Source organism: Polynucleobacter sp. MWH-Aus1W21 (assembly GCF_018687275.1).
Lineage (GTDB): Bacteria > Pseudomonadota > Gammaproteobacteria > Burkholderiales > Burkholderiaceae > Polynucleobacter.
In genome coordinates, this window is the sequence record NZ_CP061287.1 from 202,624 (window position 1) to 225,143 (window position 22,520).

A 22,520-nucleotide genomic window follows, 5' to 3' on the forward strand; every position below is an offset into this window, starting at 1 on the left:
TTATGTTGAATTGGGAAGAGGAAGTTGCTCCAGCGCTAGCGAAAGCTGGCCTTGCACCGCAGCCGGTTGTAGTGGAGCCACAACGTCCACAGCCAGATCAAGTGGCAATGGCGCCACAAGCTGCTGCACCAGCACCAGTAGCAGCTGCCAATTTATCTGGCGGCGCAGCTTTGCGTGTAAATGCCGCTGATAAGCGCGTGATTAATGCCAAGACTGACGTTAATCAGTTGGTTCCATTTAAATATAAATGGGCTTGGGAGAAGTATTTAGCTGGTTGTGCAAACCATTGGATGCCGCAAGAAATCAATATGAACCGCGATATCGCGCTTTGGAAAGATCCAAATGGCCTGACAGAGGATGAGCGTCGCATTATTAAGCGCAATCTTGGTTTCTTCACAACAGCTGATTCTTTGGCAGCAAACAATATTGTTTTGGGTACTTATCGCCACATTACCGCTCCAGAATGCCGCCAATACCTATTGCGCCAGGCTTTTGAAGAGGCAATCCATACCCATGCATACCAATATATTGTGGAATCTTTAGGTTTAGATCAGTCTGAAATCTTCAATGCGTACAACGAAATTGAGTCAATTCGCGCTAAAGATGAATTCTTGATTCCTTATATTGATGTGCTTACTAACCCAAATTTCAAAACTGGCACTCTAGAAGCTGACCAAACATTGCTCCGTTCACTCATCGTTTTTGCTTGTGTGATGGAGGGTTTGTTCTTTTATGTTGGTTTTACGCAAATACTTGCAATGGGTCGTCAAAACAAAATGACGGGTGCTGCTGAGCAGTATCAATACATCCTTCGCGACGAGTCTATGCACTGCAATTTTGGTATCGATTTAATTAACCAAATCAAGCTGGAGAACCCACAGTTATGGACTTCCGCGTTCAAAGACGAGATCAAATCTATCTTCGAAAAAGCGGTCGAATTAGAGTACCGTTATGCCGAAGATACGATGCCTCGCGGAGTGCTCGGATTGAACGCTCCGATGTTCAAAGGGTACCTAAGATACATCTGTAATCGCAGATGTTTGCAAATAGGACTTGACGCGATGTTCCCAAATGAAGAGAATCCATTTCCATGGATGTCAGAAATGATTGATCTGAAAAAAGAACGAAACTTTTTTGAGACACGCGTTATTGAGTATCAAACCGGTGGTGCGCTTAGTTGGGAGTAGTAAGACGGAAGTAAAGCGCACAACTGGCTAAATAGGAGATTAGACGGTTGGATAGTTTTAGAAGTCAGCAAAACCAGACTCAAATCCGAAAACCCTTGCTCAAGGGTGCCTGGGCTATTCTCTCTATTTTTTCCAGCACATTTAAGAAGCCGTTGTCCTTCGGGGCCACGGCTTTTTTTCCAGGATTCATTAGCGTGCAGCACTTAGTATCAAGCCGCGCGCCGATGAATGGCTCGCTCGTCAGATCCAAAAGGTTGCAAAACCAGGCGGAAATGAGTGGTCGGGTCTTCTTAATGTAGTTTGTACTAATCCTCACGTGAAGGAGCATTACTATGGCAACTGCCAAGAAAAAACCTGCTGCAAAGAAACCAGCTGCTAAGAAAAAAGTAGCTGCTAAGAAACCAGCTGCTAAAAAAGTAGCTAAAAAGAAGCCTGCTGCTAAAAAAGCTGCTGCTAAGAAACCTGCTGCTAAAAAAGTAGCTAAAAAGCGCCCTGCTGCTAAAAAAGCTGCTGCTAAAAAGCCAGCTGCTAAAAAAGTAGCTAAAAAGAAGCCTGCTGCTAAAAAAGCTGCAAAAAAGGTTGCTAAAAAGCGCGTAGCAAAAAAAAAGTAAGTAAGCCTGCTGCGAAGAAAGCGGGCTCTGCTGTAAAAAAGCCCGCGGCTAAGAAAGCTGCACCAGCGACTAGTGCGTTGAATCCTGCCGCTGCTTGGCCCTTCCCAACTGGCACACGTCCTTAATCAGACGGGTGTTACTAGAAGGGGTCTCTCACGAGACCCCTTTTTTTATTGCCAAAATTTTGGATGGCTTAGAGAAAAGCCAAAGAATGCTTAGAGGCTAAAGCCAAACGCCGCTTTAAATTGGCTAGCAATCTGATCTTTGCTCAATTGGTGGTTTTGTGGTCCTTGATGCGTAATTTTGATTGATCCCATGAGGCTTGCCAGGCGACCAGTAGTTTCCCAATCCATGCCATTTTCTAATCCAAAGAGTAAGCCGCCGCGAAATGCGTCACCGCAGCCTGTTGGATCAATCACTTTTGCTGCTGGTACCGGAGGAATGGCAATACATTTGCCGTCAAAATAGATGTCAGCGCCTTCGGCACCCTTAGTAACAATCAGCGCCTTGACGCGCTCAGCTACTTTTGCCAAGCTCAACCCCGTTCTTTGCGAAAGCATTTCACCTTCATAGTCATTGACAGCTAAGTAGCTGGCAATATCAACCAGTTCAAGCAACTCTGGGCCATTGAACATTGGGAGGCCTTGGCCTGGATCAAAGATGAATGGAATATTGGCATCGGCCAATTGATGGCAGTGCTCCCACATACCTTGGCGACCATCGGGGGCAACAATCCCTAACTTGGCCGTGCCCTTCGCATTTTTGCTGCGCTCTGCAACAACTTCAGAAACCTGATTTAAGTGTGATTCGCCCATTGCGCCCGGGTGGAAGGCGGTAATTTGATTATTTGCCTGATCAGTGGTGATCATGGCTTGCGCGGTAAACGCATTTTCAATCTTACGAATATGGCTTGCATCAATTTTGAGTTGTTCAAGACGATGCATATACGGCGCAGCATCCCCACCAACGGTAGCCATGATGATGGGATCGCCTCCTAAAAGATTGAGGTTGTAGGCAATATTGCCTGCGCAACCACCAAATTCACGACGCATTGTTGGAACTAAAAAGGCTACGTTCAGGATATGAATCTGCTCAGGCAGGATTTGATCAGCAAATTTGCCTTCAAAGTTCATGATGGTGTCGTAGGCGATAGAGCCACAGATCAAGCTAGCCATAAATTACTTTCTTTTTAAAAATGGGGAGGTAAGTGTGGATTTAATGAATCGATTTAGGGGTAAACCACTCGCACGCGATAACCCGCAGCATTTGGTGGCAATGAAATAGGTAGTTCATTCTGCAAAAGCTCGCCAGAAGGCACGCCCTTTTTTAAGAAATCAGGGTGAGTCTCTTGCCAAGTTTTGGGGAGCCATTCTTGCGGAGTGAATTGCAGTGATTTGATTTCAGATTCTTCTGCATCAGTCAAAGTAATTTCTAAGTTTGGCGGTAAAACGGCAATAGCAAGACGATTTTGTATCTCAACTTGCAACATAGATTGATTTGCGACGCTTTTAAGCCCTTCTCGCGCGTTTTCTGGAGAAAGTGCGGCTGAAGTTATTTTCCAGGCGGCAAAATCGCTTACAGCGCGATCTAGACATCCTAGTGCACGACAAAGCTTTGCATCTACACGCTGTAAAACAGAAAATGATTTCACTAAAAAAGAATTGGATGTGCCATCAACGCGTGGTGCAAGCGCTGGAAGCAATGAATTTCTTGAGAGATGCTCTCCAAAAACCAGTAAGAGCAGCAATAAGCCAGCGTAAAGGACTAACTTAAGACTTTTTTTTTGAGCAGTTGAAGCAAAAGTAGCGTTAGAGCCACTTTGCTTGTCTTGATTGAGGGTGCCATGCAAGCAAACCCAACCTTCACTCTCTTTCCAGACGGAGAGTTTGAGCCATTGGCTATAGGTAGCGATTACCTCTTCTGCTTGGCGCGCTAGTACGCCTGATAAAACAATGCGTCCACCCAATTTCATCTTATTTACCAGCGCAGGTGCAAGCACTTGCAGTGGATTGGCCAAGATATTGGCCATGACAATGTCGTATTTGGTTTCCGCAGCGAGTTCGATCGCACCTTCGTTCGGTAGAACAAAGCGAATGATGGTGTTATTGATTTCTGCGTTACTACGAGCAGCAATCATGGCTTGTGGGTCGATATCAGTACCAATAACGGGATTACAGCCCAACTTGGCTGCAGCAATGGCTAGGATTCCTGAGCCACAACCGTAATCCAAGAGGCTTTGGTTCTGAAGATTGTTTTGTTGTTCAAGCCAAAGAAGACATAAATGGGTGGTGGGATGACTGCCTGTGCCAAATGCAAGTCCTGGATCAACGGCAAGACAGATTGCATTCGGATCGCTTGGGGCATCGTGCCATGAGGGCACCACCCAAATGCGTTCACCAATCTGAATGGGTGCAAATTGACTTTGAGTTAGTCTGACCCAGTCCTGCTCCTCAACTGTTTTTTCTTGAGGAGGCGCTAAGTTAAAGCCGGCCTCTTTTAAGGAAGCAAGCAGCTCCGGGATAAATTCCGCGCTGCCTGAAGCGTCAATCTCAGGATTGAAGAGGACGGTTACCGCAGATCGATCCCAAGCTTGTACTTCTGGAGATAGGCCAGGCTCTCCGTAGAGAGGGTTTTCATCGTATCCACCAGCAGCGTCATCCTCTACTGTGACTGATAGGGCGCCCAAGTCCAAAAGCGCATCACCTAAGGGCTCTGCGGTTTCGGCTGCTACCGTGAATACCAGTTCACGATAAGACATGGGTCGCTCGCTTCAATTAGGATTTACCGCGACTTGCAGCTTGCTCTTCTAAGCGATGCTCCAAGTAGTGAATGCTCGTTCCGCCTTCAATGAAATTTGGATCCAGCATTAATTCACGATGGAGTGGCACATTGGTTGTGATGCCATCAATCACCATCTCGGAGAGGGCAATTTGCATACGACGGATAGCTTGCTCACGGGTATTGCCGTAAGAAATCAATTTACCAATCATGGAGTCGTAATTAGACGGCACTACATAACCGCTGTATGCATGCGAGTCGACTCGAATACCAGGACCACCTGGCATATGGAATGAACCAATCTTGCCTGGGCTTGGAGTGAATTTGAATGGATCTTCGGCATTTAAGCGGCACTCAATGGCATGTCCGCGGAAAACAATGTCTTTTTGGCGGTAGCTGAGTTTGAGGCCAGCAGCAATGCGAATCTGTTCTTGAACAATATCCACACCAGTGATCATTTCGGTAACGGGGTGCTCTACCTGAACACGAGTATTCATTTCAATAAAGAAGAATTCGCCGTTTTCATAGAGGAATTCAAATGTACCCGCGCCTCGATAACCAATCTTGCGACAAGCTTCTGCACAACGCTCACCAATTTTGGCGATTAAACGACGATCAATGCCGGGTGCTGGCGCTTCTTCGATTACTTTTTGATGGCGACGCTGCATGGAGCAATCGCGCTCGCCCAACCAAATCGCATTGCCATGGGTATCGGCCAAAATCTGAATCTCTACGTGGCGAGGCTTTTCTAAAAACTTCTCCATATAGACTTCTGGATTGCCAAAGGCGCGACCAGCCTCTTCGCGAGTCATATTGACCGCATTAATCAGGGCCGCCTCAGTATGAACAACACGCATACCGCGTCCACCACCGCCGCCAGCAGCTTTAATGATGACTGGATAGCCAACCTTTTTTGCTGTGGCAATAATTTCTTTTGGGTTATCGGGCAGAGCACCTTCAGATCCAGGTACGCAAGGTACGCCGGCTTTAATCATGGCGCGTTTAGCAGAAACCTTGTCTCCCATTAAGCGAATCGAAGCGGCTGTAGGGCCGATAAATGCAAAACCAGATTTCTCTACGCGCTCTGCGAAGTCAGCATTTTCAGAAAGGAAGCCATAACCCGGATGGATCGCTTCTGCATCAGTCACTTCAGCCGCAGAGATAATTGCTGGCATATTGAGGTAGCTCAGTGGAGATGGCGCCGGACCGATACACACAGCTTCATCGGCAAGCCTCACATACTTTGCTTCTTTGTCTGCAGTGGAATACACCACAACAGTTTTAATTCCCAGCTCGCGGCATGCGCGTTGGATGCGGAGAGCAATTTCTCCCCGATTGGCAATCAGAATCTTATCGAACATGTCGGCTCTGAGTAAATAACAGTAAATTGGAATAGATCAAAGTCGATCTATTAGGCGATGATGAATAGAGGCTGGTCAAACTCAACACCTTGACCGTTTTCACAGAGGATTTCTTTAACTACACCAGCATGCTCAGATTCAATTTCGTTGAGTAGCTTCATGGCTTCAATGATGCAAAGAGTTTGGCCTACTTTGACGGTATCGCCAATATTGACGAAGTTTGGTGATTCTGGATTTGGTGCGCGGTAGAAAGTGCCAACCATAGGAGACTTCGCAACAAAACCAGTTTCAGCAGCAGGCGCTTCAACAGCTGCCGCTGGGGAAGGTGCGCTAGCAGCTGGCGCAGCTTGCATAGTTTGTACGGGAGCGTGATTGGCGTAAACCACCTGGCCAGCAGGCGCTGGAGATCCGGCGTTTACGATCCGAACGCGATCTTCGCCTTCATTCACTTCCAGCTCAGAAATTCCTGATTCAGAGACTAAATCGATCAAGGTTTTTAGTTTTCTCAGATCCATACGAGTGCTTCCTCTCTTGTAATTCTTTGAATAGATTTACTTCTTTAAACGAGTAATGGCTGCTTGCAGTGCTAGTTCATATCCAATAGCGCCAAGTCCACAAATAACCCCAGTCGCAATATCGGACAAGTAGGAATGCTTGCGGAATTCTTCACGCTGGTGAATATTTGATAAATGAACTTCGGTAAAAGGGATGGCTACACCGGCCAGTACATCACGTAGGGCAACGCTGGTGTGGGTAAAAGCGCCGGGATTGATGATGATGAAATCAACTCCATCTTGTTTCGCCTTTTGAATGCGATCAATCAGTTCGCCTTCATGATTACTTTGATAGGTGCTCAGATCAACAGACTGCGCTGTTGCCAGTTCGCCTAGCTTTTGATGAATATCTTCCAGGGTTGTTTTGCCGTAAACATCGGGTTCACGGGTGCCTAATAGATTTAGGTTTGGGCCTTGAATTACGAGAATTGAAGCTTTTTTCGACATAGATCCCTGTTTTTAGAGGCAGTTAAGCGTTAATTGACGATTTGGGCTTTGTGCCCCAAATACAAATTCCTGCTTTATTGCTTACAGGGCAAAGTATACCTTTATAGGGATGGCATACGACCAAGAAGTCGTCTTAAAAGTAAGAATTTTCGTAACTTTTAGGCGAAAATATTGAAAAATACTGAATTTATTGCCTAAAGTTTAATTGATCTAGCTTTAAACCTGAAGCAATAAAATTAGCTAAAAATACTCATAAAGCCGATTTAATGGCACTTCTTAGCTCATCTTCGCTTATCTTGCCTAATTTGCTATAGCTGGATTTCCCTTTTGAATTAATAATGATGGTGTAAGGGAGTGCGCCTTGGGAATTTCCCATTTGCTTAGAAAGATTGCTGCCCTGCAGTCCACCAATCATGATCGGATAGCTAACCGGGGTTTTTTCTAAGAATTCACGAATATTAGAGGGCGAATCGATACCGATACCGACAAATAAGACATTTTGCTGCAAAAACTCCTTTTGAAGCTGGTCCAAAGTGGGCATTTCTTCCACGCATGGGGGGCACCAAGAGGCCCAAAAGTTCACTACCAGCACTTTTCCTTGCCATTCTTGGGTATTAGCTGCTTTTCCATTTGGTGTTTGCCAGGGATTTTCAAGAAACGCTTTTACGGCAGGGTCACTAGCTAAACCGGTTTTGTAAATCCATTGCGAAGTTAGTACGCCTGAAACTAGTGCCAAAAGACTAATTACGACGACGATGATCCATTGTCTGCGGTTCATTACAGCTCCTTCGCTAAAATTCGTAAATGCATATACATATCTTGGGCATTTGCGGTACTTTCATGGGCGGCATTGCCGCAATCGCGAGGCAGGCTGGACACCGCGTTACGGGTTGCGATGCCAACGTGTATCCACCAATGAGTACGCAGCTTGAAGCTCAAGGCATCGAACTGATTGAGGGGTTCTCGCCCGATCAATTATCTCAGTTTGAGACCATGCCTGATTTATTTGTAATTGGCAATGTGGTTTCTCGCGGCAATCCTTTAATGGAGGCGATTCTCAATCAAGGCTTGCCCTATATTTCTGGTCCGCAATGGTTGGGCGAACAAGTTTTATACGGAAGGCATGTTCTAGCGGTTGCCGGCACACATGGCAAGACAACTACTTCAGCCATGCTGACTTGGATTTTGGAATTCAATGGTTATAAACCTGGGTACCTCATTGGTGGGGTACCTCTGAACTTCACGGTATCTGCGCGCTTGGGCGAGAGTAAATATTTTGTGATTGAAGCAGATGAATACGACACTGCATTTTTCGATAAACGCAGTAAGTTTGTTCACTACCGACCACGCACTGCTTTATTAAATAATTTGGAATTTGATCACGCAGATATTTTTGCGGATCTTGCTGCAATCGAAACCCAATTTCATCATTTAGTACGTACTGTTCCGGGTGATGGTTTATTGGTAGTTAATGGCGAGGAGCCTGCGCTAGCAAGCGTGATCACACGCGGCGCTTGGGCACCTGTAGAGCGCTTTGGCCAAGAGTTGAATAATGAATGGTCCTTGATTTCTCAAGAGGCTGATGGCTTTATTTTGCGTAAGGCAGGCAAAGAAGTGGCAACGGTGAAGTGGGCGCCTGACTCTGGTGTGATGGGTAGACATAATCAATTAAATGCACTTGCAGCGATTGCCTCCGCCAATCACATTGGTATTGCTCCAAAAGATTCTGCTCGAGCTTTAGCTGAATTCAAGAACGTGAAGCGTCGCTTGGAAACTATTGGCGTCGCAAATGACATCACTGTTTATGACGATTTCGCACATCACCCAACAGCAATTACGACAACGGTTGATGGTCTGCGTCGTCGCGTTGGTAAAGTGCGGATCTTGGCGGTATTAGAGCCACGCTCGAATACGATGAAGCTTGGTGTGATGAAGGCTCAGCTGCCTGGAAGTTTAGAGGCAGCCGACAAAGTCTTTGCCTATGGAGCTAATGTCGGCAAAGAATCTTTAGGCTGGGACTTGGCGGAGGTTTTATCTCCACTCAACACTAAAGAGCAGGGCAAGGCACATGCTTTTGAAGATCTTGAAGCTTTGGTGAAAGCGGTTGCGCAAGAAGCCAAGCCAGGTGATCACATTTTGATTATGAGTAATGGTGGGTTTGGCGGTGTCCATCAAAAACTATTAAAAGCCATTTCGGCGCAACAGAAATAAAAAGCAATAAAAATAACAACAGAAAGCAAACAATGGGCGATAGATTAAAAGACAAAGTAGCCATCATTACTGGCGCCGCTAAAGGTATCGGCTTTGCTACAGCTCAGCGTTTTGCACAAGAGGGCGCAAAGGTCATCATTACCGATATTAATCAGGAGGCTGTTAACGGTGCAGCTGCGCAAACGCCTAATGCTGAAGGCTATGCTATGAATGTGACTGATCGCGCCAGCATTCAGTCGGTAGTTGATCATGTGATGCAAAAGCATGGACGCATTGATATTTTGATTAATAACGCTGGTATTACACAAGATGCGCGCTTAATTAAGATGACCGAAGCACAGTTTGATACGGTAATCGATGTCAATTTAAAGGGTGTTTTCAATTGCACCCAACTGATCGTGCCGCATATGCTAGAAGCCGGCTCTGGTGCGGTAGTCAATGCATCTAGCGTTGTGGGTCTATACGGTAATTTTGGTCAAACCAATTACTCAGCCACTAAATTTGGTGTCATCGGCTTTACTAAAACATGGGCGCGCGAGCTTGGACCTAAGGGAATTCGAGTCAATGCGGTGTGTCCGGGCTTCATTGCAACGGAGATGGTTAAAGCCATGCCAGAAAATATTTTGCAAGACATTGAAAAGCGTAGTTGGCTTGGACGTCTGGGCACTCCAACGGAAATGGCTAATGTGTATTTATTCTTGGCGAGTGATGAAGCGAGCTATGTCAATGGAGTGGCTTTAGAGGCCAGCGGCGGGATCTCGCTCTAAGCATGAATCTTTTATATGAAGAAGGTGGCGATATCAAGATCGCCACGGTCCAGTCTGCATCAGGTGCAGGGGACGCCGAGTCTTGGCAGGCAACTAGTCTGTCAGGCAAAAAGATTAAGCTCAAAGCCAAGGAAGTATGGCTGCGCTTTGAAAAGCCAGAGGCCCAAATGGCAATGGATGAGGCCAACACACTCACTGCAGACATTGATTTGCAGTTTCTCTGGGATTGCGCGCCTGATGAAGAGTTTGGTTTGGTTGATGTGGCGCATGAGTACTTTGGATCGCAGGCAAGCATTCCGCAACAAGTGGCGTTAGCAATTGCTTTGCAGGGGGCACCAGTTTTCTTTCGTCGCAAAGGACGCGGACGTTTCCAGCGGGCGCCGCTAGAGCAGCTTCAGGCCGGGTTGGCTGCTTTAGAGCGCAAGCAAAAAGAACTCGAGCAACAATCAGTTTGGCAGCAAGAGTTGGTTGCTGGAACCTTTCCTGAAATGCTCAAGTCTTCAGCCAAGCAATTACTTTTTTCTCCAGACAAAAATACTTCTGCGTACAAAGCGCTGATTGCTGCATGCACTGAGACTGGTGAATCTCCTGCACAACTGATGATTCGTTGTGGTGCAATTGATTCGCCTTTGGCCTATCACCAAGGAATGTTTCTCAAGGCCCATTTTCCGAATGGTGCGGATCACAATCCAGCTATTGGGGTTGATCAAGCAGCATATACATCCGCTATTGCCGAGCTTCCAGTCGCCCAAGTAAAGGCATTTTCTATCGATGATTCTGGCACTACCGAGATTGATGATGCTCTATCAGTCACGCCAATTGAGGGTGGGCATCGAGTGGGCATTCATATTGCTGCTCCAGGGTTGGCGATTGCAAAAGACGATTCTCTTGATCAAGTTGCCCGTAATCGCATGTCTACGGTTTATTTCCCTGGCGACAAAATAACGATGTTGCCGGATTCAGTGATTGAGCAATTCTCCTTGGATGAAGGTATGCCTAGGCCCGCTCTATCAATCTATGTTGATATAGATGCAGATGGCGTAGCAAATCGAGATACTTTACAGATGCGTACGGAGATGGTGCCGATGGCAGCTAACTTACGTTTAGAAGATATAGAGCATCTTGTGAGTGAAGAGAGTTTGCTTGATGAGGGTGCAAGCTATCCCTATCGCAAAGAGCTGTCAATATTGTGGCAAGCCGCCAAACTACTTCATGCGGGTCGCCAAGAAAAGCGCGTAGCAAATGGTTTGCGTGCTGAGCAGTTAGGTCTTATCGATCTCAACGCTCTAGCGAGAGACTTTCATTTTCAGATACAAGAAGTTGATGGTGTGCAGCGTGTTGATATCGTGCCACGTCAACGCGGATCTATTTTGGATACTATTGTTGCTGAGTGGATGATTTTCTGTAACAGTGCTTCAGGTCAGTTGCTGGCGGATCACGGTCTACCAGGATTATTTAGAACCCAGAAGGGCTGGGGCCCTTTGCGTACTCGCATGCAAACTACTCCAGGACCTCATGAAGGTTTAGGCTTGGACTATTACGCTTGGTGTACCTCCCCCTTGCGTCGGTATTCCGACTTAGTTAATCAATGGCAGTTAATAGCGCTTGCAAAGCATGGTGTGACTGCCAAAATGGTTGCACCTTTTCCGCCACGTGATGCAACACTCATGGGAATTGCGGCCGACTTCGAATCTTGCTATCAAGCATATGGAGAGTTCCAAGACCGGCTGGAAAAATATTGGTGCTTACGTTGGATCACGCAAGATGGTGAATCAAAGACTGTGTATGTCCGTCATTTAAAGGAAGGTATGTCTAGAGTGGAATTAGTCCCTCTGCATTTACCTGTTCCAGAATTGGCAACTCATCCGCGCATGACTCGTGCAGAGGTGGTAATTGCCGATTTAGATTTATTGCAACTGACTGCTGGCGTTCGAGTGTTGGAGATTGAAGCAAAAGTCGATGCTCCTGAAAAGGCTGCTGAGCCAAAGCCTTCAGATAGCCCCGAAGAAGATGCTAGCCCAGATTAAATCGCTGAAATTTCCATGTCCCGAAAGGCTTGCCAGGGTCTTGCGTTACCTGCGTAGCGCCTGGAATCGCTATCCGTTTCGCTTTGCACTCTGCGCCTCCATTCTGATTCACATTGTTTTCTTATCTTTTCGTTGGGGCGTTGGAGAGCTTCAGAGCCGCAGACTTAATACGCCATTAAGCGTTGTTTTAGTGAATGCCAGCAATAAATCTCCACCACAAAAAGCAAATAAGTTGGCACAAGCTGATTTGCAGAGCGGTGGCAAAACAGAAACTCAAGATGCCACAGCAATGCACCGCGCAAGATTGGGTGCCGAAGCCCGACTAGAAGTTTTAGAAAAGCAGCAAAAACAAATGCTTGCTAAATTAGATGAGCAGCGCAATCGATCGGGTGGTCGAAAGAGTGGTGATGAGCAAAAAATTACTCCACAACTCAACTCTTTAGAGGCAGAGCTGGCTAAGCGTCTTCAGTCGGACGGTAGAGAACCAAGACGTAAAGTGCTGACTGGCGCCAATACAAAGGCGGTGAGCTTTGCACATTATTACGATGCGATGCGCCAAAAAATTGAGGCATATGGCAGTGCGTTTTTCCCAAGAGCAAACGGGCGCCCCTTATATGGCAGCTTGGTAATTGTGGTGAGCGTAGATAACCAAGGAAGAATCACTACGAACGCCCAAGGTAAAGATGGACTTTCTATTGGTCGCAGCTCTGGTAACCCTGAGTTAGATAGACAGGCCCTTGCTATCGTTAGAGCTTCAGCGCCCTTTGGTCCTTTCCCTTCGGAAATGCGCAATCAAATTGATGTATTGGATTGGATTTCCACTTTTGAGTTCACACGCGATGGAATAGATCGTCTAGAGTTACGCCATTAAAGCAATTACTAACTTTAGAATTTCGCTTATTCTGTAGTCATTATGAGTTCCACGAATACCACCCCTTTGCATATAGACCCAAGCCTCTTTGCTGGCGTGGATGTTTATGCTGTAGCTGGTAATCCGATTGCTCACAGCAAATCTCCGGCAATTCATCAACGTTTTGCAGAGCAAGCAAAGCAGCGTATGCACTATGGTCGTCTTCAACCTGAACTAGATTCATTTGCTCAAGCTGCTAAAGCGTTTTTTACCGCAGGTGGAAAAGGTATGAATGTCACAGTACCTTTTAAGTTAGATGCCCAAAACCTGGCTGATGTATTAACGCCTCGCGCACAATTGGCGGGCGCCGTTAATACTTTGTGGAAAACAGAGGGCAAAATTTTTGGTGACAATACTGATGGCGCTGGTCTAGTGCGTGATCTTTTGGCGCAAGGTATTGATCTGCATAACGCCCGCATTTTGTTGATTGGTGCTGGTGGAGCTGCGCGTGGCGTGATTGGTCCTTTGTTGGAGCAAGCTCCTAAAGCCCTCATCATTGCCAATCGCTCCAGCGCTAAAGCAGATGAACTAGTCAAACTCTTTGCAGATCTAGCAACCTCCAAAGAGGTGGCGCTGGAGTCTCGGACTTTAGGTGATCTTGAGGATCCCGTAAAAACACAACATCCATTTGATTTGGTCATCAATGCCACTGCTGCTGGACTAACGGATGAATCGCCTTTGAGTTCGCAGGCAGTGAGCAATATTTTTGTACCGAGCTCTTTTGCTTATGACATGGTTTATGGCAAAACCACTGCCTTTATGCAGCAAGCCCTTCAACGGGGTGCGCGGGTTAGTGATGGCCTTGGTATGTTGGTCGAGCAGGCGGCTGATGCATTCTTGCTATGGCGTGGTGCACAGTTGGCAAGTTCTATTGATCCTCGCGCAGTGTTGGCAGAGCTACGGAGCTGATTTGTTCTGATGCGCTGGCTTCTCTATCCAGTGAAATGTTTGCTAGCAGGATTTGTAGCGATGCAAATCTTTTTTGCTTTGCAGATTGCTTTATGGATCGGCCTGGATCCGAGTAGTACCGCATTCCAGCGGGCTGAGCGTTGGCGCTTATGTTCATGGCACTGGACATGTTCAGTGCAATCTCATTGGGTGTCTTATGACAAGATCTCGAATAATCTGAAGCGTGCTGTATTAGTCAGTGAAGACGATATCTTCTTTCAGCACAGTGGTGTGCGGGTAGAGGATATGCAAAAAGCATGGCAGAAGAATCAACAGCAAAATCAGCAAAAAACCCAAGCAGGCAATAAATCAAAAATAGCTTTGCGAGGTGGTTCAACTATTACGCAGCAGTTAGCGAAGAATTTATTTCTCTCTTCGGAGCAAAACTATTTGCGTAAAGGGCAGGAACTCATCATTACTGGGTTATTAGAGTTGATGCTCTCCAAGCAGAGGCTATATGAGATTTATCTGAATTCTGTGGAGTGGGGCGAGGGTATTTTTGGAATTGGTGCAGCTTCGCAGCACTATTACGCCACAAGCCCGGCAGGACTAGATCGAGATCAGGCTGCAGCACTTGCTTCGGCACTGCCGGCGCCAAAATGTTTTGATAAGCAACAGTATTGCCGTCGAGGAAGTATTAACTATTCCGCTCGCCAAGAATTTATCTTGGAAGGCATGGATCGGGTTGCATTAGCGCCTTACCCAAAAAAGTAAGAGCGCTTAGCAATTTCATGGTTATTTATTTGCTGCAGCTCTGAGAGCATCACGCGTGCTCAGGGCAACCGCTCTGGCGGCTTCTGCAAAATCACTTCCGGAGCTAGCGTACAGAATGGCTCTGGATGAGTTAATGATCATCCCTGTTCCTGGCTTACCTGCGATTTTTCCAGCGCTGACAGTAGCATCAATGTCGCCACCTTGAGCACCGATCCCCGGAATTAATAAAGGCATCTCACCGACAATGGCTCGTACTTTTGCAATTTCTTCTGGGAAGGTTGCCCCGACTACTAAGCTGATTTGATCGGTGCTATTCCATTGTTGTGCAGCCAGTTTGGCTACATGAAGATAAAGGGGTTCACCATTCGGCGCTACGTTCAGAAACTGCAAATCCGATCCGCCTGGGTTAGACGTCCGGCACAAGACAATGACGCCTTTACCTGCGTGTTTGAGGTAAGGCTCAATGGTGTCAAAGCCCATATAGGGGTTCACGGTTACCGCATCGGCACCATAGCGATCAAAGGCCTCCAGGGCGTAATGGTCGGCAGTGCTGCCAATATCACCACGCTTGGAATCTAGGATGACTGGGATATGGGGGTATTTATCTTTGAGATGCTGAATCAGTTTTTCCAGTTGAGCCTCTGCTCTTTGGGAGGCAAAGTAGGCAAACTGGGGTTTGAAGGCGCACACCAAATCCGCAGTCACATCAGCGATTTCGCGACAGAACTCATAGATGCCCTCTGGTTTCCCTTGTAGGGATGGGGGTAAGCGCTTTGGGTCTGGGTCAAAACCAACGCACAGCATGCTGCCTTGGGAAGCCCATGCGGACTGGAGTTGCTGGTTAAAGGTATTTGAGCGAGAGTTCATTGGATTTGGCTTATTTTAGTGAAACTGTCATGTTCTATAGGATAAACTAGCGCACATTCCTTAGGAGTTCACCATGATCAACTTGTTCGTCCTGCAAAATGGCCGCCTCTCTCAAGAGCAAGTGGAAGATCGTAATGAATTGTTGCAATATGCCAATCCTATCTGGATTGACGTAGTTGATCCAGAAGAAGAGGAATTAGTCTGGATTAAAGAGGCATTTGGCGTACTCCTACCTGAGTTGGATGACTTGGGTGACTTGGAAGCTTCTGCGCGTTACTTCGAAGCAGACGATGGCCATCTTCATATTCGTACCGATTTCTTGTTGGATGAAGAAGAGACTTCTCGTAACGTTCGAGTCGCTTTCGTTCTTACCAAGCAAGTGCTCTTCTCAATTCATGATGAAGACTTACCAGTGTTCCGTTTGGTTCGCTTGCGCGCACGTTTGCGACCAGGATCAGTAAGCAATGCAAAAGACGTATTACTAGATTTGTACTCTACTGATGCTGAGTATTCCGCCGATGCTTTGGAAGAGGTTTATGAAAACCTAGAACAAGCAGGTAAGCGAGTCCTGCAAGACGATATTAATGATGCGGATGCAGAACAAGTTCTCGAGACAATTGCAAAAGAGGAAGATACCAACGGACGTATTCGACGTAATGTGATGGATACCCGCAGAGCCTTATCTTTCCTAATGCGCAGCAAGTTACTCTCTGATGAGCAGCAAGAGGAAGCGCGTCAAATTTTGCGCGACATTGACTCGCTTGAGAACCATACCGCCTTCTTGTTCGACAAGATTAACTTCTTGATGGATGCTACTGTCGGTTTCATTAATTTGAATCAATCCAAAATTATCAAGATCTTCTCGGTGGTATCCGTAGCTTTAATGCCGCCAACCTTACTTGCCAGTATCTGGGGTATGAACTACAAGCACATGCCGGAATTAGATGCGACTTGGGGCTATCCAATGGCAATTGGCGCGATGTTAGTTTCTGCGCTCATCCCACTTTGGTACTTCCACAGCAAAGGCTGGATGAAGTAATCTGCGATTTAGGTTTTCTTCTAACTTCTGAGTAAGGCAATTAACTCAGCAAGTGCAAACTCGGTTGCTTGCATTCTCACCATTTGACGATCACCATCAAAGCACATGGTTTTGGCAATAGTTTGATTTGCAGTAGCCCAGCCAAACCAAACAGTTCCCACTGGTTTTTCAGGTGTGCCACCAGATGGCCCCGCTACTCCGGTGATCGAAATGGCCACATTGCTTCCCGAATTGATCCTTGCGCCTTCAGCCATTGCCTTGGCTACGGCCTCACTGACTGCCCCATGGGCCTCAATTACCTCTGCTGGAACCCCAAGACATTCTGTTTTAGCTTCGTTGCTATAGGTAATGTAGCCACGTTCAAACCATTCACTTGATCCTGATAGCTCCGTTAAGGTGGCGCAGACTAGGCCCCCAGTACAAGACTCGGCTAGCGATACCGTCCAATTTCTGGAAAGCAAAATCTCAGCCAATGTTTTAGTGAGGTCCGCTGTTTTCATTGATGTTCGTTATTTAATCAGAAACTGCAACAAGGCAATAATGAGAAGTGTGCAAAAGGCAGCCGCAAGATCATCAATCACAATGCCAAAACCGCGCCAAATAATTTGCAATAGAGAAGAGCGTTTGGAATGATCGTTTACCGTATTTTTAAAATGACGATCAATCATTCCGATTGGACCTGGCTTCATCGCATCAAAATAACGGAACAGCGCAAATGCTAGGATCTGCATCCAAATATTGGTTGGCATGATGAATATGAGCACCAACCAAAAGGCAACGATTTCATCCCAAACAATTCCACCAAAATCTTTTTTACCAAGCTCTTCGCTGACCTGCCCGCAGATCCAGCAGCCAAGCAAAATGCCACCGCCAATAATCCAGAGAAAATCTACTGTGCTGAGAAAATATTCACCAACCAGAAAAGCCGCCCAGGCCCATAGTGTGCCGGCAGTGCCTGGTGCTACCGGGCTGAGGCCACTGCCAAAACCAAACGCAATGGTTCGGCTAGCGGTATGAAATACCCACTTAAAAGTTGGCTTCACTTCTGCGGATTGCTGAATATTTGTCATGATGCAAAGTGATCAAATGATTTTAAAAATGGTGCAGCTTCAGCATCGTCCAAAAGAGTGCCCGATTTATCCAATAAGCGCACCTTTACTTCAACATCTTTTTTCTGAACTGTCTTACCAATAATGGTGAGTGGCAGGCCGATCAATTTGTTGATGGCTTGAATATTGTCGCGCTGACTTGTGGGAGCAGTAAAACAAATCTCATAGTCATCTCCACCGCAGGCTGCAAATTGATTTTGAATTTGCACATCTTGCTTTTGTAGCGTGATGGATTTTGGTAGCGTACCTAACTGAATTTCAGCGTCGACTTGCGACTGTTTCAAAATGTGACCTAAGTCACCAAGTAATCCATCAGATACATCCAACGCAGCGCTCGCTATATTTCTTAAATGGATTCCAAGTTCAACCCTTGGGGTTGGTTGATGCATGCGGTGTTCTATTTGTTTTAAATCTTCATTTGGTAGATTTATCTCATGACGCAGTGCAGCAAGAGTAAGTCTTGCATCACCTACGGTGCCCGATACCCAGACGTCATCGCCTGGCTTTGCCCCTGATCTGCGAATGGCCTCTCCTTTGGGAATGGCGCCAAAAGCAGTGATTGATATCGTCAGCAGGCCAGCAGTTGTATCGCCACCAATGAGAGGGCATGAATACTCTTCTGCCATGGCAAGAAGACCTTTAGAAAATGCCGCTAACCATGTGCTCTCAACCGCTGGTAAGGCAATTGCCAGCGTAAATCCAATGGGTCTTGCGCCCATGGCTGCCAAGTCTGAAAGGTTGACTGCTAAGGCTTTGCGGCCCAATAGCTCTGGATTAGCGCCTGCAAAAAAATGCCTCCCTTCAACCAGCATGTCGCTGGTGATGGCAATTTCTTCATCAGCCTGGGATTTGATTAGGGCGCAGTCATCACCAATGCCTAGAGCGATTGCATGATCTGCATCGGTGCGCAATGAAGCTGCCCCCGTTTTAAAAAAACGCTCGATTAGGTCAAATTCCCCAAATGGTTTGGAACGAGAAGGCATGCCTCATTTTATGGCGGTTATGAGGCGAGCGCCCGAGAGGAATAGAATTAGGCTCTTAACAGTCTTAGATAAAACAAAGATAAGACGACATTTAGCGAGTTAGTGAATGAGCAAAGAAAACAATAAACAGCAACAAATTGAAGCCTTAAGAGAGGCAGCCCTCCAGTACCATGAGTTTCCTACTCCGGGCAAAATTGAAATTGCCCCCACAAAGCAACTCACCAATCAACGAGATCTGGCCCTAGCGTATACGCCTGGTGTTGCTGCTCCTTGCGAAGAAATTGTTAAAGATCCAGCGAATGCTTTCAAGTACACAGCCCGCGGAAATTTAGTTGGCGTCATCACTAACGGCACTGCCGTTTTAGGTTTGGGAAATATTGGGCCCTTGGCTAGTAAGCCAGTGATGGAAGGTAAAGCAGTTCTCTTTAAGAAATTTGCTGGCATTGACGTCTTTGATATCGAAGTGAATGAAAACGATCCAGATAAGTTAGTAGAAATTATTGCGGCTCTGGAGCCAACATTCGGCGGTATTAATTTAGAAGACATTAAGGCGCCTGATTGTTTTGTAGTTGAGCGCAAGTTGCAGGCGCGCATGAAGATTCCGGTCTTCCATGATGATCAGCACGGTACTGCGATTGTGGTTGCAGCCGCTATTCTCAATGGTTTGAAGGTGGTTGGTAAAAAAGTAGAGGACGTAAAACTCGTTACTTCTGGAGCAGGTGCAGCTGCACTGGCTTGTTTAGATCTATTGGTTGATCTGGGTATTCAGCGCAAAAATATTTGGGTAACGGACTTGGCTGGCGTTGCTTATAAAGGCCGTAAAGAGTTGATGGATCCAGAGAAGGAACCATTCTGCCAAGACACAGACTTACGCACGCTCGATCAAGCAATTGAAGGCGCAGATATTTTCTTAGGCCTTTCTGCTGGTGGCGTTCTTAAGCAAGATATGGTGAAGAAGATGGCGCCTAAGCCATTGGTTTATGCCTTAGCAAATCCAACCCCAGAAATCTTGCCTGAAGAAGTAAAAGCAGTTCGCCCAGATGCCGTGATGGCAACTGGCCGCACTGACTATCCTAACCAAGTCAATAACGTTTTGTGTTTCCCATTCATCTTCCGTGGCGCATTGGATGTGGGCGCAACGACCATTACTCGTGGCATGGAAGTCGCAGCGGTCAAGGCTGTGGCGGAGTTAGCTCAAGCAGAGCAGAGTGAGGTAGTAGCGTCGGTTTACGGTATTGAAAACCTTTCCTTTGGCCCGGAGTATTTAATTCCGAAGCCATTTGATCCTCGCCTCATTACAGTGATTGCTCCAGCAGTTGCTAAGGCAGCGATGGATGATGGCGTAGCTTCACGCCCAATTAAAGATTTCGATGCATATCGCAATCAGTTGCAACAATTTGTTTACCACTCCGGTACTTTGATGAAGCCACTGTTTAGCATTGCTAAGCGTGTACCGGCCAATCAAAAACGCATTGTGTTTGCCGAAGGTGAAGATGAGCGCGTATTGCGTGCAGTACAGATCATTATCGATGAGCATTTGGCAACACCAATTTTGATTGGGCGTCCGGCCGTGATTGAACATCGAATTGTGAAGTTCGGCCTTCGTATGAAAGCGGGCGATGACTTTGAGGTTGTTAATCCAGAGAATGATCCGCGCTACCGTGACTTCTGGCAAACCTATCTTGGTCTTACAGAACGTAAGGGTGTGACAGAGTCTTTTGCCAAGTTAGAGATGCGTAGACGCAATAGTTTGATCGGCTCCATCATGATTATCAAAGGCATGGCCGATGGCATGATTTGTGGAACTGTAGGTAATTCTGCAACTCATCTTAAGTATGTGGATGAAGTGGTTGGTCGTGAGGCTGGTGCCAATGTATATGGTGCGATGTCAGGTTTGATCTTGCCGGGTCGCCAAGTATTTTTGGTCGACACACACATCAATATCGACCCATCTGCCTGCGAATTAGCCGAGCTGACTTTGATGGCTGCAAGTGAAATGCGTAAGCTGGGGCTCGTACCTAAAGTAGCGCTGCTTTCTCATTCCAATTTTGGTTCAAGCAACGCACCATCTGCTATCAAAATGCGTGAAGTATTAGCGTTGATTCAGAAAGCAGACCCAACTTTAGAAGTTGACGGTGAAATGCATGGCGATAGTGCTTTGGACGAAACTATTCGTGCAGGTGCGGTAACGTCATCTCCGCTAAAGGGTGATGCCAACCTTTTAGTTTTGCCAAATATTGATGCAGCAAACATTTCCTATAACTTGCTAAAAACAGCAGCGGGTAATGGCATTGCAATTGGCCCATTGTTATTGGGTGTAGCCAAACCAATTCATATTCTGACCCCAGCTGCTACTGTCCGCCGCATCGTTAATGTGACGACTTTGGCAGTTGTAGAGGCGGCAAGCAACGCTAGAGGCATTAGTTAGGCGCTTATAAATTATGTAAGTTAGCAATAACTTACATAATTTATTTCTATATAAATCAGTGCGTTACATAAAATGCACTGTATTTGGGCTTGATTTGATGACGTGTTACGGGTAACCTAGCACCCATCATGAATAATCGCTCTGAAAACAGCAATACAGCCAGTTTCGATGAACATAGCCGTGCTGAAAGTTGGGACAGCAATGATCGACTTGAAACAGAGTCATCCGCTGCCAATATTTATGCTGAAGGCGGGTTATCTCGTTTACAAACCTATGCAGCAAATCAAGTTTCGGGGAAAAAAGTGACAGCTTCTTGGCGTGCCGCTTTGGCCGTTCGCGATGCCGGACCGCCGGCCATGTTGCGCAGTGTGCGCCCAAATATTGTGCAATCGATTCGTGCTTTCCGTACACCTGATTTACAGGAAGCGGCAACAGAATTGGGTCAACACTTCATTTATGCCAATTGCGCCAATGCAATGACTAAGGGTGAGGTTTTGGAATCTATTGCGATTGCTTATTCGTTTACTAAGCAACAAGCAAAAAACTACGATCCTTTGTTAGATGCTTTGACCACTACGGTTGATAAGTCTGGCCCGCAGCCTGGCTTTGTTGTGGTGCTTGAAGGTTTGCCTTGCACTCAGAAGTTTGACAAAGAAGCGCGTGAAACTCTTTTGGATGTGTTCCGTGATGCAGTTGATTTCTGGGCTGAGCGCCGCACTCCATATCGCGTCTTCTATTCTTTCGCCTAACAACAAAAGTCTTGGAAGTTACATAAATCGCCTCTATTTGAGGCGATTTTGCATTTCAGGGTTCCATACGCTATGAACGGCTGTAATGGCCACCACGCCAGCCGTTTCTGTTCTCAGCACTCGCTCACCTAGCGATACCAATTGATAGCCTGCAGCCTCTGCCTGAGCCTCTTCTTCGGGAGAGTGACCACCTTCGGGACCAATCATTAGTACAACATCCTGAGGTTTATTTTCTATGAGCACTGTATACAAGCTTTTGGTGGCATCGGGACTTAACAGGAGCTTGAGAGCTGGTTTTGGAGTCGCCTTTAAATAGCTTTCAAATGTTTGAATGGGCTCTAGACTAGCAAAGACAGTGCGATCACATTGTTCGCAAGCTGCTTGAATGATGCCTTCCCAGTGAGCAAGCCGTTTTTGGGCGCGCTCTAGGTCGCTTGAACGTGTCAGCTTCAAGATAGAGCGTTCACATTGCATGGGCGCGATATTTTGAGCACCAGTCTCGACTGCTTTCTCAACAATCCAGTCCATTTTGTCGCCGCCAGCCAACCCTTGGGCCAGGGTAATGGCATAAGGGGCCTCACGGTGGGTATCTTTGCGGATATCGCTTAGCTGAACTTGACCAGTTTTTCCGCTCAAAGAGAGGAGCTCTCCCTTGGCAACTTGGCCTTTTCCATCAAATACAGGGAAGGATTCCCCGGTCTGAATGCGTCGAACCCGCAAATGGTGGGCAACCTCGGGTGTGAGGGTAGTTGGCTTTTGGGATTCCCATGGTCCGGGAAGATAAAATTGAGGCATTACTGAAATATAGCCAATTTATTTTCCTCGAGACC

At 46.6% G+C, this 22,520-nt stretch carries 22 protein-coding genes and 1 pseudogene; 11 read left to right on the top strand and 12 right to left on the bottom strand.

Annotated elements, in window-relative coordinates; translation table 11 throughout:
* Positions 1 to 2 precede the first annotated feature (2 nt).
* A complete protein-coding gene (locus tag ICW03_RS01105; protein ID WP_215348302.1) occupies positions 3 to 1,187 on the top strand; it encodes a ribonucleotide-diphosphate reductase subunit beta in 1,185 nt (394 codons plus the stop codon).
* A gap of 332 nt (positions 1,188 to 1,519) precedes the next feature.
* A complete protein-coding gene (locus ICW03_RS01110) occupies positions 1,520 to 1,798 on the top strand; it encodes a hypothetical protein (protein WP_251374517.1) in 279 nt (92 codons plus the stop codon).
* Positions 1,799 to 2,013: 215 nt separating this feature from the next.
* On the opposite strand, the gene ICW03_RS01115 is transcribed toward ICW03_RS01110, so the two are convergent.
* From ICW03_RS01115 to ICW03_RS01140, 7 genes and pseudogenes are all read right to left on the bottom strand, one after another.
* Positions 2,014 to 2,973: a carbohydrate kinase family protein gene (locus tag ICW03_RS01115; RefSeq protein WP_215348303.1), complete on the bottom strand. Its 960-nt coding sequence runs from the start codon at positions 2,971 to 2,973 to the stop codon at positions 2,014 to 2,016.
* A 53-nt stretch (positions 2,974 to 3,026) separates the two neighbouring features.
* Positions 3,027 to 3,647, bottom strand: a complete 621-nt coding sequence (locus ICW03_RS11595) for a DUF3426 domain-containing protein (protein ID WP_251374481.1) — start codon at positions 3,645 to 3,647, stop codon at positions 3,027 to 3,029.
* Positions 3,636 to 4,556 (bottom strand): annotated as a pseudogene (gene prmA / locus ICW03_RS11600) (50S ribosomal protein L11 methyltransferase); the annotation flags it as partial. The pseudogene prmA and the gene ICW03_RS11595, both read right to left, overlap by 12 nt.
* Before the next feature lie 16 nt (positions 4,557 to 4,572).
* Positions 4,573 to 5,937: an acetyl-CoA carboxylase biotin carboxylase subunit gene (gene accC, locus ICW03_RS01125; RefSeq protein WP_215348305.1), complete on the bottom strand. Its 1,365-nt coding sequence runs from the start codon at positions 5,935 to 5,937 to the stop codon at positions 4,573 to 4,575.
* 50 nt (positions 5,938 to 5,987) lie between these two features.
* Positions 5,988 to 6,452: an acetyl-CoA carboxylase biotin carboxyl carrier protein gene (gene accB, locus ICW03_RS01130; RefSeq protein WP_215348306.1), complete on the bottom strand. Its 465-nt coding sequence runs from the start codon at positions 6,450 to 6,452 to the stop codon at positions 5,988 to 5,990.
* Between the two features lie 36 nt (positions 6,453 to 6,488).
* Positions 6,489 to 6,938, bottom strand: coding sequence for a type II 3-dehydroquinate dehydratase (gene aroQ / locus ICW03_RS01135; RefSeq protein WP_215348307.1), 450 nt, complete (start codon positions 6,936 to 6,938; stop codon positions 6,489 to 6,491).
* Between the two features lie 250 nt (positions 6,939 to 7,188).
* Positions 7,189 to 7,716: a TlpA disulfide reductase family protein gene (locus ICW03_RS01140; RefSeq protein WP_215348308.1), complete on the bottom strand. Its 528-nt coding sequence runs from the start codon at positions 7,714 to 7,716 to the stop codon at positions 7,189 to 7,191.
* Positions 7,717 to 7,742: 26 nt separating this feature from the next.
* Between ICW03_RS01140 and mpl the strand changes: the two genes are divergently transcribed.
* The 6 genes from mpl to mtgA are packed head-to-tail and all read left to right on the top strand — an operon-like array spanning position 7,743 to position 14,515.
* Complete coding sequence (gene mpl / locus ICW03_RS01145; protein WP_215348309.1) at positions 7,743 to 9,149, top strand: UDP-N-acetylmuramate:L-alanyl-gamma-D-glutamyl-meso-diaminopimelate ligase; 1,407 nt, start codon at positions 7,743 to 7,745, stop codon at positions 9,147 to 9,149.
* A 32-nt stretch (positions 9,150 to 9,181) separates the two neighbouring features.
* Entirely contained in the window at positions 9,182 to 9,916 is a 735-nt protein-coding gene (gene fabG / locus ICW03_RS01150) for a 3-oxoacyl-ACP reductase FabG (protein WP_215348310.1), read from the top strand.
* A 2-nt stretch (positions 9,917 to 9,918) separates the two neighbouring features.
* Entirely contained in the window at positions 9,919 to 11,943 is a 2,025-nt protein-coding gene (locus ICW03_RS01155; protein WP_215348311.1) for a ribonuclease catalytic domain-containing protein, read from the top strand.
* Positions 11,927 to 12,814 carry an energy transducer TonB gene (locus ICW03_RS01160; protein WP_215348312.1) on the top strand — a complete coding sequence of 296 codons (888 nt, stop codon included), beginning with the start codon at positions 11,927 to 11,929 and terminating at the stop codon, positions 12,812 to 12,814. The genes ICW03_RS01155 and ICW03_RS01160 overlap by 17 nt, the downstream gene beginning before the upstream one ends.
* 42 nt (positions 12,815 to 12,856) lie before the next feature.
* Entirely contained in the window at positions 12,857 to 13,762 is a 906-nt protein-coding gene (gene aroE / locus ICW03_RS01165; RefSeq protein ID WP_215348313.1) for a shikimate dehydrogenase, read from the top strand.
* A 9-nt stretch (positions 13,763 to 13,771) separates the two neighbouring features.
* Positions 13,772 to 14,515 carry a monofunctional biosynthetic peptidoglycan transglycosylase gene (mtgA, locus tag ICW03_RS01170; RefSeq protein WP_215348314.1) on the top strand — a complete coding sequence of 248 codons (744 nt, stop codon included), beginning with the start codon at positions 13,772 to 13,774 and terminating at the stop codon, positions 14,513 to 14,515.
* 21 nt (positions 14,516 to 14,536) lie between these two features.
* On the opposite strand, the gene pyrF is transcribed toward mtgA, so the two are convergent.
* On the bottom strand, positions 14,537 to 15,382 hold the full coding sequence (pyrF, locus tag ICW03_RS01175) for an orotidine-5'-phosphate decarboxylase (protein WP_215348315.1): 846 nt from the start codon (positions 15,380 to 15,382) through the stop codon (positions 14,537 to 14,539).
* A 73-nt stretch (positions 15,383 to 15,455) separates the two neighbouring features.
* On the opposite strand from pyrF, the gene corA reads away from it, so the two are divergent.
* The gene (gene corA / locus ICW03_RS01180) at positions 15,456 to 16,421 is read left to right on the top strand and encodes a magnesium/cobalt transporter CorA (protein WP_215348316.1); all 966 of its coding nucleotides are present in this window, start codon (positions 15,456 to 15,458) and stop codon (positions 16,419 to 16,421) included.
* 20 nt (positions 16,422 to 16,441) lie between these two features.
* Here corA and ICW03_RS01185 read toward each other — a convergent pair whose 3' ends face one another.
* From ICW03_RS01185 to thiL, 3 genes are read right to left on the bottom strand one after another with little or no spacing between them, the layout of a single operon-like run.
* Positions 16,442 to 16,921 (bottom strand): CinA family protein, encoded by a 480-nt coding sequence (locus ICW03_RS01185; protein ID WP_215348317.1) that lies wholly within the window; start codon positions 16,919 to 16,921, stop codon positions 16,442 to 16,444.
* Positions 16,922 to 16,930: 9 nt separating this feature from the next.
* Positions 16,931 to 17,491: a phosphatidylglycerophosphatase A gene (locus ICW03_RS01190; RefSeq protein WP_215348318.1), complete on the bottom strand. Its 561-nt coding sequence runs from the start codon at positions 17,489 to 17,491 to the stop codon at positions 16,931 to 16,933.
* Positions 17,488 to 18,513, bottom strand: coding sequence for a thiamine-phosphate kinase (thiL, locus tag ICW03_RS01195; protein ID WP_215348319.1), 1,026 nt, complete (start codon positions 18,511 to 18,513; stop codon positions 17,488 to 17,490). Before thiL ends, ICW03_RS01190 begins: the two co-directional genes overlap by 4 nt.
* A 106-nt stretch (positions 18,514 to 18,619) precedes the next feature.
* Here thiL and ICW03_RS01200 point away from each other — a divergent pair, with 106 nt between their 5' ends.
* Positions 18,620 to 20,941 carry an NADP-dependent malic enzyme gene (locus ICW03_RS01200; protein ID WP_215348320.1) on the top strand — a complete coding sequence of 774 codons (2,322 nt, stop codon included), beginning with the start codon at positions 18,620 to 18,622 and terminating at the stop codon, positions 20,939 to 20,941.
* Between the two features lie 128 nt (positions 20,942 to 21,069).
* Positions 21,070 to 21,690: a barstar family protein gene (locus ICW03_RS01205; protein ID WP_215321414.1), complete on the top strand. Its 621-nt coding sequence runs from the start codon at positions 21,070 to 21,072 to the stop codon at positions 21,688 to 21,690.
* A 33-nt stretch (positions 21,691 to 21,723) separates the two neighbouring features.
* On the opposite strand, the gene ICW03_RS01210 is transcribed toward ICW03_RS01205, so the two are convergent.
* Positions 21,724 to 22,485 carry a 16S rRNA (uracil(1498)-N(3))-methyltransferase gene (locus tag ICW03_RS01210; RefSeq protein ID WP_215348321.1) on the bottom strand — a complete coding sequence of 254 codons (762 nt, stop codon included), beginning with the start codon at positions 22,483 to 22,485 and terminating at the stop codon, positions 21,724 to 21,726.
* Positions 22,486 to 22,520: the final 35 nt, after the last annotated feature.